The sequence below is a fragment of the Cytobacillus spongiae genome (genome assembly GCF_021390075.1).
The window spans coordinates 3503031-3518323 of sequence record NZ_CP089997.1 but is presented as its reverse complement, the minus strand read 5'-3'; the positions used below and the strand labels follow the sequence as shown (position 1 = coordinate 3518323).

At 38.5% G+C, this 15293-nt stretch carries 14 protein-coding genes; 9 read left to right on the top strand and 5 right to left on the bottom strand.

The features are described 5' to 3' along the window. Nucleotides 1-13 precede the first annotated feature (13 nt). Nucleotides 14-1507 (bottom strand): spore germination protein, encoded by a 1494-nt coding sequence (locus tag LS684_RS17825; protein ID WP_233807995.1) that lies wholly within the window; start codon nucleotides 1505-1507, stop codon nucleotides 14-16. Between the two features lie 498 nt (nucleotides 1508-2005). Next, nucleotides 2006-2968, bottom strand: coding sequence for an ABC transporter substrate-binding protein (locus LS684_RS17820; RefSeq protein ID WP_233807994.1), 963 nt, complete (start codon nucleotides 2966-2968; stop codon nucleotides 2006-2008). A 239-nt stretch (nucleotides 2969-3207) separates the two neighbouring features. On the opposite strand from LS684_RS17820, the gene LS684_RS17815 reads away from it, so the two are divergent. From LS684_RS17815 to LS684_RS17795, 5 genes are read left to right on the top strand one after another with little or no spacing between them, the layout of a single operon-like run. Further along, nucleotides 3208-4212 (top strand): FecCD family ABC transporter permease, encoded by a 1005-nt coding sequence (locus LS684_RS17815; RefSeq protein WP_233807993.1) that lies wholly within the window; start codon nucleotides 3208-3210, stop codon nucleotides 4210-4212. Then, nucleotides 4209-5261 (top strand): FecCD family ABC transporter permease, encoded by a 1053-nt coding sequence (locus tag LS684_RS17810; RefSeq protein ID WP_233807992.1) that lies wholly within the window; start codon nucleotides 4209-4211, stop codon nucleotides 5259-5261. Before LS684_RS17815 ends, LS684_RS17810 begins: the two co-directional genes overlap by 4 nt. A gap of 20 nt (nucleotides 5262-5281) precedes the next feature. Further along, nucleotides 5282-6106 carry an ABC transporter ATP-binding protein gene (locus LS684_RS17805; protein WP_233807991.1) on the top strand — a complete coding sequence of 275 codons (825 nt, stop codon included), beginning with the start codon at nucleotides 5282-5284 and terminating at the stop codon, nucleotides 6104-6106. Next, the gene (locus tag LS684_RS17800; RefSeq protein ID WP_233807989.1) at nucleotides 6096-6851 is read left to right on the top strand and encodes an IucA/IucC family C-terminal-domain containing protein; all 756 of its coding nucleotides are present in this window, start codon (nucleotides 6096-6098) and stop codon (nucleotides 6849-6851) included. The genes LS684_RS17805 and LS684_RS17800 overlap by 11 nt, the downstream gene beginning before the upstream one ends. Nucleotides 6852-6862: 11 nt before the next feature. Next, nucleotides 6863-7111 (top strand): DUF2573 family protein, encoded by a 249-nt coding sequence (locus LS684_RS17795; RefSeq protein ID WP_233807988.1) that lies wholly within the window; start codon nucleotides 6863-6865, stop codon nucleotides 7109-7111. 38 nt (nucleotides 7112-7149) lie between these two features. Here LS684_RS17795 and LS684_RS17790 read toward each other — a convergent pair whose 3' ends face one another. Together LS684_RS17790 and LS684_RS17785 are read right to left on the bottom strand one after the other, a co-directional pair. Further along, complete coding sequence (locus LS684_RS17790; RefSeq protein WP_233807987.1) at nucleotides 7150-7491, bottom strand: spore coat protein; 342 nt, start codon at nucleotides 7489-7491, stop codon at nucleotides 7150-7152. A 127-nt stretch (nucleotides 7492-7618) separates the two neighbouring features. Further along, a complete protein-coding gene (locus LS684_RS17785) occupies nucleotides 7619-7888 on the bottom strand; it encodes a hypothetical protein (RefSeq protein ID WP_233807986.1) in 270 nt (89 codons plus the stop codon). 383 nt (nucleotides 7889-8271) lie between these two features. On the opposite strand from LS684_RS17785, the gene LS684_RS17780 reads away from it, so the two are divergent. Next, nucleotides 8272-9189 (top strand): proline dehydrogenase family protein, encoded by a 918-nt coding sequence (locus LS684_RS17780; protein ID WP_233807985.1) that lies wholly within the window; start codon nucleotides 8272-8274, stop codon nucleotides 9187-9189. A gap of 233 nt (nucleotides 9190-9422) precedes the next feature. Here LS684_RS17780 and LS684_RS17775 read toward each other — a convergent pair whose 3' ends face one another. Further along, nucleotides 9423-9554 carry a YuzL family protein gene (locus LS684_RS17775; protein ID WP_233807984.1) on the bottom strand — a complete coding sequence of 44 codons (132 nt, stop codon included), beginning with the start codon at nucleotides 9552-9554 and terminating at the stop codon, nucleotides 9423-9425. Between the two features lie 261 nt (nucleotides 9555-9815). Here LS684_RS17775 and LS684_RS17770 point away from each other — a divergent pair, with 261 nt between their 5' ends. The 3 genes from LS684_RS17770 to LS684_RS17760 are packed head-to-tail and all read left to right on the top strand — an operon-like array spanning nucleotide 9816 to nucleotide 15255. Continuing rightward, nucleotides 9816-12197, top strand: coding sequence for a 3-hydroxyacyl-CoA dehydrogenase/enoyl-CoA hydratase family protein (locus LS684_RS17770; protein WP_233811697.1), 2382 nt, complete (start codon nucleotides 9816-9818; stop codon nucleotides 12195-12197). Between the two features lie 43 nt (nucleotides 12198-12240). Continuing rightward, the gene (locus LS684_RS17765) at nucleotides 12241-13416 is read left to right on the top strand and encodes an acetyl-CoA C-acetyltransferase (protein WP_233807983.1); all 1176 of its coding nucleotides are present in this window, start codon (nucleotides 12241-12243) and stop codon (nucleotides 13414-13416) included. A 54-nt stretch (nucleotides 13417-13470) separates the two neighbouring features. Beyond that, nucleotides 13471-15255, top strand: a complete 1785-nt coding sequence (locus LS684_RS17760) for an acyl-CoA dehydrogenase FadE (RefSeq protein ID WP_233807982.1) — start codon at nucleotides 13471-13473, stop codon at nucleotides 15253-15255. Nucleotides 15256-15293: the final 38 nt, after the last annotated feature.

The window sequence follows — 15293 nt, the reverse complement described above, 5'->3', positions numbered from 1 at the left end:
TTACCTCATCTTCTTATTCATCGATATCCTTCTTCATTTTAGCCTTCTTCGGGCTAAATCGGCTCGGTTTCTTCGTTCGTAAATACTCTGGTCTTTGTGATTGTTTAGTAAATGGCAATCGAATAAGTGCATCTTTTAAGTCGGCCACTCTTGGTGGGAATAAAGGCTCCAAAAAAGGCCGTCCTAACGATGTAAGCTTGAGGAGGTGGATAATGAGAAAGCTGAAGCACAGAACAATTCCAACTAATCCCCAAAGCTCGGCAGCTAGTAAAAAAGGAAATCGCAATAAACGAATCGTGTTACCCATTCGATAAACAGGAGTGGTAAAGGAGGCAAGTGCAGCGAGCGCAACAATAATCAATAACACATTACTTGTGAGCCCTGCATCTACAGAAGCCGTTCCAATAACGATCCCTCCTACGATACCGATTGTCTGACCTACCTTTGTAGGTAGTCTTGCCCCTGCTTCACGTAAGAGCTCAATCGTTAGCTCTAGAAACAATGCTTCTAGTATAGGAGGTAAGGGAATCTCCCTACGAGATGTAATTAACGTGCTAAGCAGATCCTTTGGAATCAGCTCGTAATGGTAATTTAATGTAGCCACATAAACCGGTGTCACGAGAATCGAAAAAGCTACGGCAAATAATCGAATCAATCGGAAAAAAGAAGATAGCTCCCAATTAAGAAAATAATCTTCAAATGAGCTGAAAAATTCGACTAACGTAGTTGGAGCAATCAAGGCATGTGGTGAGCCATCAACAATTACCGCTACTTTCCCTTCAGCTAAAATGGCAGCTACACGATCGGGTCTTTCTGTATCAAGAAGCTGTGGAAAAGGTGATCGGCTATTATCAGATATTAGCTGAGTAATGTACGAGCTATCGGCAACTTCATCAATCTCAATATCGCCGATTCGCTGCTTGATGGTATTTACATTTTGCGGGTCTGTTATCCCTTCAATGTAGAGGATGGCGATTTTAGTTTTCGATAAATCTCCAATCGTAATATTTTCAATTACAAGCTCTTTAATAGGTATTCTTTTCCTTACTAAGTTAATATTCTGATCCATACTTTCGACAAAGGCTTCCTTTGGACCAATTACGCTGAATTCAACTTCAGGTAGAGAGATTCCTCTGACAAGCTCTTTTTGAGCAGCAAGAAAGGCTACTTTTTTATTGTCTCCAGTAATTTGAAGCATCACATAGCCGTTAAACAGCTTTTGTTCCACTTTGGACAAATCATCACTGACTTGAACATCAATAATTGGAACGATTTCTTTCACATCTTCAATTTTATGAAAATCACCCTCTAGTAAATAGGGAAGAGCATTTTCCTCTAGAATGCTTTCATCAATCAAAGTAGATATAAATGTGTATGAAAATGTAACACCTGTCTTTAAGTTAGTGTAATGAGTCTTTTTGAAGTCATGTGACTTTTTCCAAAGTTCCTGTGATTCATTTGAATCATCTGAATGAGGAGTCTGCTTTTTCTTAAACCAATTTTTCATAGAACCACACCGTCCTACGGAATAATATCTAGTAAGCTTATTGTTTCCCATTTTGGAAAGAGTATGAATTAGAGGACAAATAAAAGCGCGATACCACTATTTGGTATCGCGCTTTTACAAGGGGACTCCTAGAGGGGGAGTAGGAGTGAGTATGTTTGTACTATCAGTTTAGGGATATTAATTTGTAAATAATGATTATGATAATCATTATCACTTATAGAATTGATAATAATATATTTTTCTCTGAATGTCAAACGAAATTATCAAAAATCAATCTGATCTCAGGCTTGATTATAGTGTTTATAATACGAATTAAACAATTTGGGATTAGGTCAGTAGTAAATTTGAAAATTTATAGGATATGGATCTTTTGATAATTGGTGATATTTTCTATAAAGAGCAAAGCATGAAATAAAGGGAAAATAAAAGGGCGGTGTCAATATTGACACCGCTCTAAAAAGGAACTCTCTTAATGGAAGTAAGAGTTAATTCCAAAAATTATTTTAGGAAATACTTTTCGATATCATCAAGCATTAAGTTGGCTGCACGAACTCCACCAGCTGTATTCCAAATAGTATCATCCACTTTAAATACTTGCTGTTGTTTTGCAACTTCAAGGTTTTGGAATAATGGGTCCTGTAACCATTCATCTTCTATCTTAGTTGCATCACCTGAACCATCCTCATAAGTGAAGTAAAAAAGAATGTCACCGTCCATTTCTGGAATGTTTTCCTTTGTAGCATTCTTTCTAGCAAAGTCATCTACATTTTGACTTTCAGGACGGGCGAAGCCAATTTGGTCTAAAATAACACCTGAAAATGAATCTTTGTGGTAAATACGAACATCTCCAGCAAGGAATCGAACAATTGACACTTCCATTTCTAATTTATCTCCAAGCTTATTCTGCAAGTCAGCAATACGTTGTTCGTAGTCAGCAAGGATTTCATTTCCTTTTTCTTCTTGATTGACAGCCTTAGCATATAGCTTAAAGTTCTCTTGCCACTCACCTCGAAGTGTTTCCGCCATTACTGTTGGGGCAATTGCTTTTAACTTCTCGTAGTCCGCTTCTTGACGCATTTTGTTTCCAATTATTAAGTCTGGCTCAAGCTCTGCAATTGCTTCAATATTGATTTGACTTTCTAGTCCAACAACCTTGGCATCCTTCATATCTTCCATAATGTGATCATACCACGGGTCTCCTGTCCAAGACTGAACAGCGCCAACAGGTGTTACTCCTAAAGCGAGAAGTGCTTCCGTACCTTCGTTTGTTAAAATAACTACTCTTTTTGGCGTATCTTCAAGTGTTGTTGATCCCATTGCATGTTCTACAGTGAAGCTTGTGTCTGCTTTTTTTGCATTATTTTTTTGATCCGAAGATTTTTCTTCTGTATTTCCACAAGCAGCCAATACAAATAGAGCTGTTATAGATAGGATTGTTAGGATTGATTTTGCAAATTTCATTTCTATGTACCCTCCTGGTTGGTTTTGATAATCATTATCATTAGCAAATTAATCATAAGATAGGTTTAAGTTGAAGTCAACATGTAAATGAGAACGTTTGCCAGTATTTGTTGACAATAGAGTGAACTAATTGTATATCTGATGAAAATGATTTTCAAACTCATTGACACCTTTTTTCGATTCCAATAGACTTAAAATTGTACTTTATTCCTAATTCTATGTTAGAAAGGTTAGTTCCCATGTTGCTCAAAAATACATCTCAAAGATGGATGGGTATGCTAGTAGCACTTTTCCTTCTTATCTTATTTATGTGTGCCAGTATTGTATATGGATACACCGATACAAATTGGAAGATGGCTCTTAATGCGTTTACAAATTTCAATGGTTCGAATGAACATATTATTATTACATCCGTAAGACTACCACGTTCTTTAATTGCTGCAGCTGTTGGAGCAAGCTTGGCCATAGCAGGTGTGTTGATGCAAACACTTACAAAAAACCCTCTAGCATCTCCAGGGATTTTTGGAGTTAATGCAGGGGCAGGCTTTGCAGTAGTTGTTTCGGTTACGATATTTTCTGTTGGAAATCTTTCTGTTTTTACTTGGATAGCATTTTTAGGCGCAGCTATATCTGCAATTAGTGTCTACTTTATTGGATCCTTTGGTAGAGAAGGGCTTACTCCAATGAAATTAACTTTAGCAGGTGCAGCTATGACGGCTATGTTTTCTTCCTTTACACAAGGTCTCTTAGTAATAAATGAAGCGGCTTTAGAGCAAGTATTGTTTTGGTTAGCTGGTTCAGTGCAAGGTAGAAAGTTAGAAATCCTTGCTAGTGTTCTTCCCTATTTACTTATCGGGTGGGCAGGTTCATGGTTGATCTCTACTAGAATGAATGTTTTATCTATGGGCGATGACGTGGCCAAAGGATTAGGGATAAATACGGTATTCCTAAAAGTGATAGTCGGAATATTGGTTGTTCTCTTATCAGGTGGTGCTGTAGCTGTTGCAGGTCCTATTGGATTTATTGGAATTGTCATACCTCATATCGCTAGGTCTATTATAGGGATAGACCATCGTTGGGTGATTCCTCTATCAGGCTTGCTAGGTGGTATTTTATTGGTCACTGCTGATATTTTGGCACGCTACGTCATTATTGGGGAAGAAGTACCCGTTGGAATTATGACAGCTATTATTGGAACTCCATTTTTTATTTACATTGCCAGGAAGGGGTTCAATGCATCATGAGTAAATATAAGAATATAAGAACCTTTAAAGGGAATGTGTCCTTCCTAATTGATAAAAAAGCAATGCTAACTACAGTAAGCTTACTTTCTATATCTGCTGTTGTGTTTATATTAAGCACAGGTTTAGGGGACATGAAAATAAGCCCATTAACAGTTATTGAAGTGTTTTTTGGTGGTGGGACGAAAATGGAACAGCTCGTTGTACAACAATTTCGGTTACCAAGAATCATTGTCGCTTTAATGGTGGGAATTGCATTAGCTGTATCTGGAGCGATCTTGCAAGGAATGATACGAAATCCCCTCGCATCTCCAGATATATTAGGAATTACAGGTGGAGCTGCAGTTGCGGTTGTTAGCTTTTTAGCGTTTTTTAGTGATGAGAATAATGCTTTAATCGTAAGTATAAAGTGGATGCCCGTTGCAGCCTTTGTAGGGGCAAGTATTGTAGCATTTTTAGTGTATTTTTTAGCATGGAAAAATGGTGTCTCACCCATTCGGCTTGTATTAATTGGGATTGGGATATCAGCTCTTATGCAAGCTTTAACAACCTTAATGATGATAAAAGGGCCGATATATCGTGCGAGCCAAGCTAATATTTGGCTTACAGGTACAGTCCATGGATCTACATGGAGTAACGTAGTTATCATTGTCCCTTTTATTCTTTTATTCCTATTCATCGCCTTTATAATGGCAAGAAATATTAATATTCAAGAACTCGGAGATGATATTGCCACAGGAGTAGGTGGTCATGTTCAGAGACATAGACTTTTTCTGCTAACAATCAGTACAGGATTAATTGGTACGTCAGTTGCTTTTGCTGGGGGTATCGGTTTCGTAGGATTAATGGCGCCCCATATGGCAAGAAGGTTAGTTGGTTCATCTTTTGGAGCATTATTGCCTGTATCAGCATTAATTGGAGGAATTCTAGTTATGCTTGCGGACCTTATTGGAAGAACCGTATTTTCTCCATTGGAAGTGCCAGCAGGTGTGTTTACGGCAAGTATTGGTGCACCATATTTTATTTACTTACTATTTAAGACGAGGAATTAAAAAATAAAGGAGCGGTCAGAATGAGTCAAGTGATTGAAACCCAAAAATTAACCCTGTCATATGGAGATACGATAATTATAGATGAATTAAGTCTGGAGATTCCTAGAGGAGAGATTTCTGTTTTTATTGGAGGAAATGGTTGTGGGAAGTCGACTCTTCTTCGCTCAATTGCGCGCTTGCTGAAGCCAAAAGCGGGTGCTGTTTTGTTAGAGGGGGATGCCATCGCTCGAATGTCGACAAAAGAAGTGGCAAAGAAAATGGCTATTCTTCCTCAATCACCTATAGCTCCAGAAGGCTTAACTGTCCTTCAGCTTGTTAAACAAGGTCGTTATCCTTATCAAAATTGGTTGAAGCAATGGACGGAAGAAGACGAAGCAAAGGTGAACAGAGCTTTAGAAGCTACAGGTGTGGCAGACTTAAAGGATAGAGCTGTGGATTCATTATCAGGCGGACAAAGACAGAGAGCTTGGATTGCGATGACGCTTGCTCAAGATACAGATATCATCCTATTAGATGAACCGACTACTTATTTAGATATGACTCATCAGATTGAAATTTTAGATTTATTGTATGAATTGAATGAACTAGAAAATCGTACGATAGTGATGGTATTGCACGACTTAAACCTTGCATGTCGCTATGCACATAACATTATTGCAGTGAAGGATAAGCAAGTATTTGCACAAGGCAAGCCAGAGCATGTGATTAATTGTGGGCTTGTGAAGAATGTATTTGGTATGGATTGTGAAGTAACAATGGATCCTTTATTTGGTACACCCTTATGTATTCCATACGGAAAGGGAAGATGTATTCTGAAAAAGGCAGGAGTTGTAAGTGGGTCGTAATCTTTCAGCTGTTGAATTAGAAGTATTAGCAAAGTTTCGTATGACAGATATAAAAATCAGTCATCCCCTATCGATTTCGATGGTCGAATTAATCGACAGAGAAACTACACTACAATATTTGAACTATTTAGCTAAGCATTTGGGGACGACAGATTTAAAAGTAACAGCCTCTTTATTTACGAAACGATACGCATTTCTTGCAGTCATCTATCTATACTCACTAACGGTATGGAATAAGAAGCTGGATGTTTCGCTTGAGAATTTGTCGATTGAAACAGATAAGGAGTCAGCCCTTTGGCTCCCCTCTTTCTACTTTAATAAACAAGATGTTCAGATATCAGATGCTAATCGTAGCGAATTTAGGGAAATGGCTATCTCTCATTTGTTTAAGGAGAGTTTTTATCCAGTACTGGATGCACTCTCAGTTTCTACAAAGGTATCCAAGCTGATCCTTTGGGAGAATATTCTAGTATATATTTATTGGTTGTATGAAACAGTTATTCCTTCCATAGAAGATGAAAAACTGAGCGAGCTGGCCGTCGAAGACTTGCACTATATACTAGATGCACCTGGCCATCTATTTGGGCCATATCACGAAAATCCTTTTAAAAGGTACGGAAACACCTTACGATTTGTTGAAAGACTAAATGAAGAGGTTCGTATTCGAAAAACGTGCTGCTTTTCATATGTACCGCAAGATAATGGGATTAAATGCAAAACCTGCCCTCAGGTTTGTAATGGTTAGGAGGGGTGGACATGGATAAAGAGCTACTAGAAATGCGAAATGGGCTCTTAGAGAAGTATACAGAATTATTATTAGGAGAGACGGATAGAGAACTGCAGAAAAAGGTTGAATCATGGATTCTCTATACACATGTTGCAAAATCAATGCCTGCTTTAGCGAAGCATTGGAATGATAAATATCCAGAAGGCAAAGAGGCAATGAAAGCCATCATTCAAGAGATTAAAGAGTTAAATGAAACCCATCGTCAGCAAAACAAATAGAAAAGCCATTTCCCTATTGGAAACGGCTTTTTTCCTTATTATTGAAGCTGATTTCCGTATGGGAATTGGGAAGCATAGCCTTGAAACTGTTGATAAGACTGTTGCAAATTCTGCTGTTGGGCAGGGGTTACTTTATACCAACCATGCTGGAACATGAGTTGATAAAACTGTCTTTGAGCTTGCTGTGTTTCTGTGAATATGCTAAGTACATCCTGGTAAAGGGCATCGTGACTTGCTTCATTTAAGAATGTACAATAAGAGTCAGTCATATATTTTTCCATTGCTAACAAATCGTTTGTAAAGTCACGATCATTCATTTTCGGTGTCTGAGGTACTTGTGTTTCAGGATTTTGTATTTTTTGCTGTTGATTTTGATTCATTTTACTTCCCTCCGTAACTGTTTTATTAACGGCTTAGTTGACATATTTTATGCAAAGACTTATTTAGCTCCCGATAATTGTACGAGCAAACTAAAGACTTTACCTTCCGTGAAGAGTAGCTCAAATGCTATTGCATCCCCAATTGTGGTTGGTTCTGCTGGTTTAAATGTGTAAGTATTTGTTCATAGTGACGCTGGTGCATTTGACCACATTTTTCAAATTCTGCTTTTAACTGTGGGATTTGGCAGTGCTCTGCATAGAAGTGTGCCTTTTTCATAGCAATTAAATTCCAAGAAAGCATGTCTGTTAAATAAAGCGAGTCTTTTGTTGTGATCACCTGTGGTGGCTGTTGATACATCATTGGTTGGTTTTGAGTGTTCATGTTTTGTTGTTGCATAGCTTAATCCTCCTCATTTGTGTATGTTCGCAGTTCAACAGCAATTAAACCTTGAGTAATTGCTTGAAGATACTGGGATAAACCAGCTACAAATCAGATGAAATCCCAATTTATGTAGCATTTCAATATACAAAAATAGCCTTCCACAACAGATTTTGAACTATGCAAATTTTGGGCGACAAAAATCGATAATTTTCTTACAAAAATTATATTCAAATAGCGAGAAAGGTGATAAAATAATCTAGGAAATTTGGAAAATATGAATAAAGTTCGAAAATTGGTTTGGGCTCTGTAAAATGGATTGAAGTGCATTCTCACAAGATTTCATTTGATAGAGATTTGTTTTTTTTAGAAATGTATGCGTTTTCGAAGGGGGAGCCATAATGGAACAATTGATGAGAGATTTCTTTCTCTTTTTATCAAAAAATAAAGCGTTAACAAAGTTAGCTAAGAAATATGGTTTACGCTTTGGCGCTGCTCGTTTTGTGGCGGGAGAAACAATTGAACGTGCAGTTAATGTTATTAAGGATCTAAATAGTAAAGATCTTGTAGTGACAATTGATTATTTAGGTGAATTTATTGATAATGAGGCAGAAGCAAAGGAAATGGCTGATAACTCCATTCAAGCGATTCAAGCAATCGGACGCGAAAACTTAAGATCTCAATTGTCATTAAAAATGACATCGATGGGATTAGATATTTCAGATGATGTGGTTTTAGGCAATATGCGTAGAATTCTTGAAGCTGCAAAGGAAAATAACGTATTTGTTACAATTGATATGGAGGATTACTCCCGCTGTCAAAAAACAATTGATATTTTCAAACAGCTGAAGTCAGAATACGATAATGTTGGAACCGTAATCCAAGCTTATTTATACCGAACTGAACAAGACATGAAAGACCTAAATGAATATTCTCCCAATTTACGATTGGTTAAAGGGGCTTATAAAGAGTCTCCAGAAGTTGCATTCCCAGAAAAAAGCGATGTGGATGATAACTTCAAAAAGATTATTAAAATGCATCTTCTAAATGGAAATTACACAGCTGTTGCGACCCACGATGATGCAATGATTGAATATACGAAGCAATTAGTAAAAGAGCATAACATTCCAAATGACCAATTTGAGTTCCAAATGTTATACGGAATTCGTACAGAAAAGCAGCTAGAATTAGTAAAAGAGGGCTACAAAATGCGCGTATACGTGCCATATGGAACGGACTGGTACGGCTATTTTATGCGCCGTTTAGCAGAACGCCCAGCTAACGTTGCTTTCGTATTAAAAGGGATGTTTAAAAAATAGAAAAGGATAACCTGGAAACAATGGCCAATAGGTAAGCTTATTTCAGATTATCGGCAAAAGGGATCGAGAATTCTCTCGGTCCCTTTTAGCATTTACTAATATGGTGGAAGATCGGGAATTTCCTCTCCAGGGGATAGCGTGAGCCAAGCCTCCCAGGCATTGCCTGAGGGGACTTCGTTGTCCCGCAAATCTTCGAGGTTCAAGCGACTTCCGCTTCAGCCCCATGTATTAGCCTATTTTTTAAATTGATTATTCTGGCTGTTTTTCTTTCCGCTTCCATCCCGCTCAACAGTTGGGCCAGCATCTCCCTTTACACTAGCAGCACTTACACCAGCTTTAGAAGGATTTTTCTTCACTCTTGCCATTGCCTACACCACCCTTCAAAAAAGTTGCATATAAAAGAGAATTCCTTTCAATATAAAGTTCCCTAAAACGAGATAGATTATTGGTCAAAGGGACATAGTCTAATTTATCAAAAAATTTTTAAATTTCCGCTAGTAAATCATTGCGTAAATTTTGCAAATATTTTATAGTTATAAGTAACAGAACTCATTCGAAGCTCATTTTTTTTAACCGAAAAATGAATGAGTATTCATTCAAAAGAGTTAAAGGGGGAGACGAAGTTGATCCAACAAATTAAAAAAGCGGCTGTATTAGGCTCAGGTGTAATGGGCTCAGGTATTGCTGCGCACCTAGCAAACATTGGAATACCAACATTACTGTTAGATATTGTACCTCGTGAATTAACAAAGCAAGAAGAAGCAAAAGGACTAACCCTTGAAGATAAGCAGGTTCGTAACCGTATAAGTGCAACTAATTTACAAAAATTAGTAAAACAAAAACCAGCACCGCTTGCATCGAAAAAGAATCTAGCTCTAATTGAAGCTGGGAATTTCGATGATGATATGGAGCGTTTGAAAGATGTAGATTGGGTTATCGAGGTAGTCGTAGAAAACCTTAAGATTAAACAACAGGTATTTGAAAAAGTAGACCAATACCGAAAACTAGGAAGCATTGTTAGCTCTAATACATCAGGGATTTCAGTGGAAGCAATGGCAGAAGGGCGTTCAGAGGATTTTCAAAAGCATTTCTTAGGAACGCACTTTTTTAATCCTCCACGTTATTTAAAACTATTAGAGGTAATTCCTACGAAGAATACAGACCCTGATGTGTTTTCTTTTATGAAACAGTTTGGTGAAGACAAGTTAGGTAAAGGTGTTGTAGAAGCAAAGGACACACCGAACTTTATCGCAAACCGAATTGGGACATATGGGTTACTAGTTACAGTTCAAGAAATGTTAAAGGGTGGGTATAGTGTAGGTGAGGTTGACTCAGTTACAGGTCCACTCATTGGTAGACCAAAGAGTGCAACATTTAGAACGCTAGATGTTGTTGGACTTGATACATTTGTTCATGTAGCAAATAATGTCTACGATCAGGTAGAAGGTCAAGAAAAAGAAGTGTTTGAAGTACCTACTTTTATGAAGACGATGCTTGAAAAAGGCTGGTTTGGAAGTAAATCTGGTCAAGGGTTCTTCTTAAAGAAAGGAAAAGAAATTCTTGAATTGAATCCCGAAACATTAGAATATGGCCCACGTCAAAAGCTTAAAGCGGCTTCGGTAGAAATGAGTAAGCAGCAAAAAGGCTTAGCGAATAAATTGAAAGCGCTTGTATATTCAGATGATCGTGCAGGTCAGCTTTTGTGGAATATTTTCAGTCCAGTTCTTATCTACTCTGCAGAACTATTCGGTGAAATTGCAGATGACATTGTTGCGATTGATCGCGCAATGAAATGGGGCTTTGGCTGGGAGCAAGGTCCATTCGAGGCTTGGGATGCAATGGGAGTAGCAAAATCTGTTCAGAAAATGGAAGAACAAGGACTAACTGTTCCTAAATGGGTAAAAGACTTAATCGATAATGGCTTTACATCTTTTTATAAAGAAGAAGAAGGTAAGGTCTATTTCTATCATAATGGGGAATACAAATTAATTGAAGAAAACCCGAAAGCAATTAAATTAAAACAATTGAAAATGCAAAAGGGTGTTATAAAGAAGAATAGCGGTGCTAGCTTAGTAGACCTTGGAGATGGTGTAGCATTACTAGAATTCCATTCACCTAATAATTCCATTGGATTAGATGTTGTTCAAATGATCAACTTTGCGGTGGATGAAGTGGAGAAAAATTATAAAGGCCTCGTTATCGGTAACCAAGGAAAGAACTTCTGTGTTGGTGCGAACTTGGCGATGATCTTAATGGAAGCTCAGGATGATAATATCTTCGAAGTGGATATGGTAGTCCGTCACTTCCAACAAGCTATGATGAAAATTAAGTACAGTACAAAGCCTGTTGTGGCAGCACCATTTGGAATGACATTAGGTGGAGGTTCAGAAGTGTGTTTACCTGCTGCACATATCCAAGCTTCAATGGAAACATATATGGGTCTTGTTGAAGTAGGTGTTGGACTTATTCCAGGTGGAGGTGGAAACAAGGAATTATACTTGAAGCACCTCGATAGTATGCCAAATGGGGTTGACTTTGACCTACAGCAAGTGGCGAATAAAGTATTTGAGTCGATTGCGATGGCGAAAGTCTCGACGTCTGGTGAAGAAGCTCGAGATAACAACTTCTTAAACCAAGCAGATGGCGTGAGTGTAAATGGAGATCATTTGCTTTATGATGCAAAACAAGCTGTTCTAAGCCTTTATGGAAAAGGCTATAAGCCACCAGTCAGAAAGAAAGTTCCTGTAGTAGGTGAAACGGGTTACGCAACATTACTATTAGGAGCACAGTCGATGTACTATTCTGGCTATATTTCCGAGCATGACTTAAAGATTGCGAAGAAGCTAGCCTACGTCATTGCTGGTGGAAAAGTCCCTTATGGAACAATGGTGGATGAGCAATACTTATTAGATCTTGAGAGAGAGGCATTCATGAGTTTAGTTGCAGAACCGAAATCTCAACAACGCATGCAGCATATGTTATTAAAAGGAAAACCTTTACGTAACTAATAGATTGCTAGAAGCCAATATTTATAGAAAGAGAGGGAACAGGATGAGAGAAGCGGTAATTGTTGCAGGAGCTCGTACACCGGTCGGAAAAGCAAAGAAGGGTACCCTTGCGAATGTAAGACCAGATGATTTAGGGGCGCTTGTAGTAAAAGAAACATTGAAGCGTGCAGGAAATTACGAAGGAGATATAGATGATTTAATTATCGGATGTGCAATGCCTGAAGCTGAGCAAGGGTTAAACCTAGCTCGTAATATTGGAGCGCTAGCAGGTCTTCCTCATACAGTACCTGCTGTAACCGTAAATAGATACTGTTCTTCAGGGCTACAAACGATTGCATATGCAGCGGAAAAAATTATGTTAGGTCATGCGGATACGATTATTGCAGGTGGAGCTGAATCAATGAGCTTAGTGCCGATGATGGGGCATGTTGTACGACCGAATGCCAAGCTTGCAGAGTCAGCACCAGAATATTATATGGGGATGGGACATACAGCAGAGGAAGTAGCCAAGAAATACGGGATTTCTCGTGAAGATCAGGATGCATTTGCTGTACGAAGTCACCAAAGAGCTGCCAAAGCGATTGCAGAAGGTAAGTTTGATGATGAAATCGTTCCAGTAGATGTTACGGTTCGTTCAGTAGGAAAAGACAATAAACTAATCGAAAAAAATCTTCAGTTTACACGTGATGAGGGTGTTCGTGCTGATTCCAATGTAGATACCCTAGGAAAGCTGAGACCAGCATTCTCAGTAACAGGATCAGTAACCGCTGGAAATTCATCTCAAACAAGCGATGGAGCTGCAGCAGTAATGGTAATGGACAGAGAGAAAGCAGAATCCCTCGGTTTACAGCCAATGGCGAAGTTTAGATCATTTGCTGTTGGGGGAGTTCCTCCTGAAATTATGGGAATCGGGCCTGTTGTTGCCATTCCAAAAGCATTAAAACTAGCAGGATTAGAAATATCGGATGTTGGATTATTTGAATTAAATGAAGCATTTGCCTCTCAATCGATTCAAGTCATTCGAGAGCTTGGATTAGACGAGGAAAAAGTCAATGTAAATGGTGGAGCCATTGCTCTTGGACATCCGCTTGGCTGTACAGGCGCTAAGCTAACACTTTCGCTAATTCATGAGATGAAACGTAGAAATGAAAAGTATGGCGTTGTCACGATGTGTATAGGCGGAGGAATGGGAGCAGCTGGAGTTTTTGAACTTTTATAGAAAATCAATAGTAATGGGGGCTTCGGCTCCCAACAATAGAATGGAGGATGTAAGATGGCGAACACAACAGATAAGTTAATTAAAGGTGGAAGCTTTTTAATTGAAGATGTATCATTTGAACAGGTATTCACACCTGAAGACTATAGTGATGAGCAAAAAATGATTGCTAAAACAACAGAAGATTTTGTTGTTAAAGAGGTATTACCACAAGTGCCATACTTAGAGAAGCATGAGTTTGATCGCTCTGTAAAGTTGCTTAAAGATGCAGGAGAGCTAGGTCTTCTAGGGGCTGACGTGCCAGAAGAATACGGCGGCTTAGCATTAGACAAGGTTAGCTCAGCACTTATTGCTGAGAAGATGGCTATCGCTGGTGGCTTTTCTATTACCCACGGTGCACACGTGGGGATTGGATCCTTACCAATCGTATTATTCGGAAATGAAGAGCAAAAGCAAAAATACCTCCCACAATTATCAACTGGTGAGAAGATTGCAGCATATGCTTTAACGGAACCAGGTTCAGGTTCAGATGCTCTAGGTGCGAAAACAACAGCAAAGTTAAATGAAGCGGGAACTCATTATGTATTAAATGGTGAAAAACAATGGATTACTAACGCTGGTTTTGCTGATGTATTCGTAGTATATGCAAAGATTGATGGGGATAAGTTCTCGGCATTCATCGTTGACCGTGAATTCTCAGGTGTATCTACAGGAGCAGAAGAGGATAAAATGGGAATCAAGAGCTCGTCTACTCGAACATTAATTCTAGACGATGCAGAAGTTCCAGTTGAAAATGTATTAGGTGAAATTGGTCGTGGTCATGTCATCGCCTTTAATATATTAAATATCGGACGTTATAAATTGGGCGTTGGTGCTCTAGGAGCTTCAAAACGTGCGCTTGAGATTACCATTCCTTATGTAAACCAACGGAAACAATTCGACACACCCATTTCAGCATTTAACTTAACGAAAGAAAAGCTTGCTACAATGGCAGCAAAAACATACGCTGCAGAAAGTGCAATCTACCGTACAGTTGGTCTATTCGAAGATCGTATGAGCAAGCTAACAGAAGAAGAAGTAAATGGTGGAAAGGCTGTTGCTGATTCAATTGCTGAATATGCCATTGAGTGTTCTTTAGGTAAATTCTTCGGTACAGAAGTACTTGATTTTGTAGTAGATGAAGGTGTTCAATTACACGGTGGTTATGGGTTCATGGAAGAATATGAAATTGCAAGAGCCTACCGTGATTCTCGTATTAACCGCATTTTTGAAGGTACGAATGAAATCAACCGTTTCCTAGTACCAGGAACTTTCCTTCGTAAAGCATTAAAAGGAGAGCTTCCACTATTACAAAAAGCACAAAGTTTACAAGAAGAATTAATGATGCTAATGCCTGAAGAACCAGGAACTGAGCCGCTTGCACAAGAAAAATACTTAGTGAAAAACGCGAAGAAAATCGCGCTACTTACACTAGGGTTAGCTGCACAAAAGTTCGGTAAAGGTCTAAATGATGAGCAGGAAATCTTAGTAAATATTGCAGATATGATTTCAAATGCATATGCAATGGAATCTGTGGTTCTTCGTACAGAGAAAGCAATTGAAGCTTCTGGTTTAGAGAAGAACATGCAAAAGCTCCTTTATACAGAAATTTTCTGCCAAGAAGCATTTAACCAAATTGAAAAAGATGCAAAGGAAACATTGGTTGCAGCAGAAGAAGGAGATTCTTTACGCATGATGATTTCTGCACTGCGTAAGTTTACTCGCCATACGCCAATCAATGTAATTGCTAAGAAACGTGAAGCTTCTGTGAAGTTAATTGATGTAGAACGCTACACAGTATAATTCATTCTTTGGAGGCTACCCATTGGGGTAGTCTCTCA